Below are 4,235 nucleotides of genomic sequence, written 5' to 3'. Positions count from 1 at the left end.
TATATCAATGTATGAAGTTTGTATCTTTTCAATTTTTCCAGATTTGGACCTTAAATTAAGGATTTCTTCTCCAGTAATTTGATTCATTGTTTTTTAAATTGAATTTTCAGAATTGCGCTTAACGAATTAGTCTTCCCGAAGTTCCCTGTAGCCGAGCCTCTGCAGGAGGCGTTGGCGTCGGCGCGTCTTCTTGCGGAGCGAGAAGCGTGACGGAAGGGAATTTGCCGTAGGCCGAGTGAGGCCTTGTGCCGAAACGTAGCGGGAAGACGCTGTTATGCGCTGTGACTTAATACTGATCATTATTTATTTTAATTTTATTTTTTATTATTATCTTTTTTGATTCTTTTATGGCTTCGATGATTTTTGAAGTTTCTGATTCAGTAGTTTCTAGATATTTTTCACTTGGTTCTACGACTAGTTTACCTTCTGAAATTCTTATTTCCTGAATATTGTAAACTTGTTTAAATCCAATAATACCGGAGGCGATTAAGCTTACGAACGAAATCCCGATAGAGGATATACTTAAAATATTTGTTAATTTTTGATGTTTTTTTTCAGAGCGGAATCTTAATTCTTCAGAATCTAGATAGTTATTTTTTTTTAATTCATATAAATTTTCTGTAGGTAGAAAAGTTAAGTTTGTTAATCTAATAATATCTTTTTGTAAATTTGGATCAATGTGATCGTATATCAGATACTGTTCACCATCAATTGGTAAACCGAGTCTATCAGTATTTTCAGTTTTAAATGTCATTAAAAATTTATTATCAATTAGATAATTCAATATATCGGTAATATAAGCTAAATCAAAGATTAGAGTATCCATTAATTTTCGAATGTCTTGAATGCCATTTTGTTTTACGAAGTAGTCGAAATAGCTTTTTTCAATTCTTAATAGGCATTTTTCGTTATTTATGAATTCATAGTAAAAATTTGATACTAGGCCATAATAGCCATTTATATCAAAGAGAATATTTGCTAAGGAATTATAAGAGCTTGCATTATGTAATCTTAATAGTTGGTCTATTATTTTTATATCTGTTTTTGTAAATGTTTTTAATTTAAGGCCTTGCGCATAACGAACTAGGGGAGACGACGTTCCCTGACCCTGAGTCCCAGTAACGGGACGTTAGGGACTGGCACGTAGCTTGCGTATGCAAGCGAGTGACAGAAAGGGAATGTGGCGTAGCCCGAACGAGGCCGGCAGTGCCGAAGTGAAGCGTTTCCCCGCTGTTATACGCTGGTTCGCATTTTTTAGTTTTGTGGCCAGTAAAGTTTCTTTAGTGGTAATATTGATCTAGAATAAGGATCAAAATTATCATAATTATCAATTATGAGTTCAACTAAATGATCTAAATCTACTAATGTGCAGGGAATTACTGAGCGTTCCGCTTCGTACTTAGTTTCTTTTGTAAATCCACTTGTTGAGACGAATATACCTCTATCTTTTTCTCTTAATCCACCGAGAAATGATCTTACTTCAGTCACTCCCATTGATGTAGTTCGATGCTTTACTTCTACTACAATTCTGGGTTCTTCTAAGCCTAATCCATCTGGAGATGCAATTATATCTCTTCCTCTGTCAGGACCTTTTTTCGAAACACGAGCTTTATATCCCATCGCCTTTAACAGTCCGGCAACTAATTCTTGCATTTCTTCCCATGATATTTTTGAAATTCTATCCTTTATGAATTCGTGAGCTTTAAGCTCGAAATCTTCTTTTATGATTTGAAGTTCTTCGCTATCATCTAGGTTATTAGATGTATTTGCTGTGCTTACATTAGCAATGTCTAAATTCAGAAATTCATTTTGTATTTCCTCCGTTAACTCAAATATTGTTAAAGATGAACCTAGAGTATTTTTAGTGCTTGGCAATAATCTGTCACGTCCGATTGTTTTAATCCATTCGACCTTTCTATTATGGTAATAATCATTGATACCATTTTTGATGAATTGATAGTCTCCAGTAATTTTTCCAAATAAATAAATCCGACTATTTGGATTGTATGTGATTACATAATCATTTAGCGAGAAGTCTAAAACAAATTTTTTAAGCTGAGATTTGGTCGAAATTATTTTTCCTTCTTTATAGTCAGGATATAGCATCCTTACTTTTTCTTCAATACTTGATTCGACTGTTAAATTTTTGAGATCACCGACTTCGTTCCAACCAATTCCAATTAAATTTTTTTCATTAAATTCATCGAAAAGATATCCATCTTCTCCAGCTCTAATCATCCATGTTTTCATTTATGTTCCTTTATTTAGATTTTGCGAACTTGCGTATAACGAACTAGGCTAATCGACGTTTCCCGACCCTGAGTCCCGGCGGGACGTTAGGGACTGGCATGTAGCTTGCGTATGCGAGCGAATGCCAGAAGGGAAATGTGGCGCAGCCCAAGCGAGGCCGTAAGTGCCGAAGCGCAGCGTTTCCCTGCTGTTATGCGAAGTCGTAGGTTGCTAAACTATTTCTCTACTAATTTACCAGTAACAAATTTATGAATTAAGCTAGAAATAAAGGTTTGGTAAGGTAAACCCTCTTCAAATGCTTTTTTTTGAATTGATTGTAAATCTAATTGATTGAGCCGAATATTTATTCTTTTGTTTTTTGCCAGTGTTGCAGAAGCAGCTTTTTGGTAACTGCTAATCAATTTATTATTCAATCCGATTGATTTCCATTCACCAGCTTCATATGAAGCGAGAATATCATTTTCTTCCTTAGAAAGTGTAGGGAGCTTTTTTGGTATTTTATCTATTTTAGATTTCATTGTCGTCACCTTCTTTTGAAAGATAATTGCGTGTAGCTTTTCTGCTAGGTATAATAGTTTTGAGGAAAATTTCGTCTTTATTCTCGATAAAAGGAACTAAGTAGACGTAGTTTTCTATCTCAATAATGAAAATTGATTGGTTAGGATATTTATCTTTATTTGGGTGTTTAATGATATCTAAGAGAAACCCGTTTTCAATTTGAAAAAGGATTAATTCAAAAGAAATACCACGTTCTTTTCTTAGGATTTCGTCTTTCTTAATATCCCACCGATAATTCTTCACTTAAACATATCTGATGACAATGTGTGCCTTGTGTCAATTGCTTTTGTTTTACTTTTTTCTTTATTTTTTTAATGTTTTAGCAGGTTCGATAGGTTTAGATTCCTACGATTTCGCATAACGAACTAGACTAACCGACGTAGGCTGACCCTGAGTCCCAACGGGACGTTAGGGACTGGAACGACGCTTGCGTAAGCAAGAGGAGTGCCAGAAGCCTATGTGTCGCAGACCGAGCGAGGGCGTAAGTCCCGAAGCGAAGCGGTTAGTTGCTGTTATGCGTAGTAGTTGGTGTTAAGATTTTTGCCAAACCAAGAATCGATATCCGCCATCAAAATGGTTTTCTTCCAAAATTTGTCCGTATTTATTATTCCAAGTTCCATTCTTTAAATCGTTTTCAAGTCTTTCCTGGATTAGATTTAATGTATTTGTTTCTAAACTAGCTAATGGAGAAATTCCAGATATAAAATTTTGATCAAGATACAAGGAAGGTTTTTTCCACCCGGAGGCAAAGAAGTTATTTGTAAGATTATCTGGTAGGGGATAATCAATTATCTTAACATCTGTATTCGCAGTATATTGAATCAGGGATTTAAAATTTTCAATATTAATATAATTTGGTATAGCTTTTTCAAAAACAATTTCAAAGTAATCAAATAGCCATGATTTTTTGCTAACTAGTGAAGGATCTGCAGTAAAAATGACAGCAAAATGTTTAGATTTTAAAGTTCTATTTATCTCCGAAATAGCTAATTGTAATTTATTGAAATGATGAGACGCTAGAACCGAGAAAACACCATCAAAAAAATTGTCCTGAATGTCGATATGTTCAGCGGAACCTTTTATCCATTTAATGTTATTGTTTTGTGGTGCTTGAGCAAGCATAATGTCCGAAGGCTCAAGTGCAGTAACATTATATCCTTTTGCTGAGAAGAAATTTGAATAGTTTCCGGTTCCAGCACCAACATCCAATAACTTAAGGTTAATTCCGTTTGGTTGTAGGTTTTCTTCGATAATAGAAGCAATTCTATGATCAACTTTTCTTGTTTTATTATAATTAAGCCCGATTTTATCGTAAGTTTCCATGTTTTTATATAGAGTTCCAACTATTACGCATAACGAACTAGCCTTAACGACGTAGGCTGACCCTGAGTCCCGTTAACGGGACGTTAGGGACTGGAACGACACTT

5 protein-coding genes are annotated in these 4,235 nt (G+C 34.8%); all 5 read right to left on the bottom strand.

Going from position 1 to position 4,235, the window contains the following annotated elements; all coding sequences use genetic code 11:
- Positions 1 to 286 precede the first annotated feature (286 nt).
- A complete protein-coding gene (locus EHQ31_RS18660) occupies positions 287 to 826 on the bottom strand; it encodes a hypothetical protein (RefSeq protein ID WP_135568640.1) in 540 nt (179 codons plus the stop codon).
- Between the two features lie 428 nt (positions 827 to 1,254).
- The gene (locus EHQ31_RS18655; protein ID WP_135568638.1) at positions 1,255 to 2,250 is read right to left on the bottom strand and encodes a restriction endonuclease; all 996 of its coding nucleotides are present in this window, start codon (positions 2,248 to 2,250) and stop codon (positions 1,255 to 1,257) included.
- Positions 2,251 to 2,465: 215 nt separating this feature from the next.
- Positions 2,466 to 2,768 (bottom strand): antitoxin, encoded by a 303-nt coding sequence (locus tag EHQ31_RS18650; RefSeq protein WP_100745227.1) that lies wholly within the window; start codon positions 2,766 to 2,768, stop codon positions 2,466 to 2,468.
- Entirely contained in the window at positions 2,758 to 3,051 is a 294-nt protein-coding gene (locus EHQ31_RS18645; RefSeq protein ID WP_135568636.1) for a BrnT family toxin, read from the bottom strand. The genes EHQ31_RS18650 and EHQ31_RS18645 overlap by 11 nt, the downstream gene beginning before the upstream one ends.
- Positions 3,052 to 3,339: 288 nt before the next feature.
- The gene (locus tag EHQ31_RS18640) at positions 3,340 to 4,131 is read right to left on the bottom strand and encodes a class I SAM-dependent methyltransferase (protein WP_135568634.1); all 792 of its coding nucleotides are present in this window, start codon (positions 4,129 to 4,131) and stop codon (positions 3,340 to 3,342) included.
- Positions 4,132 to 4,235: the final 104 nt, after the last annotated feature.

Origin of the sequence: Leptospira montravelensis (assembly GCF_004770045.1) — a bacterium.
GTDB classification, from domain to species: domain Bacteria; phylum Spirochaetota; class Leptospiria; order Leptospirales; family Leptospiraceae; genus Leptospira_A; species Leptospira_A montravelensis.
This window is presented reverse-complemented; position numbering and strand designations above follow the sequence as displayed.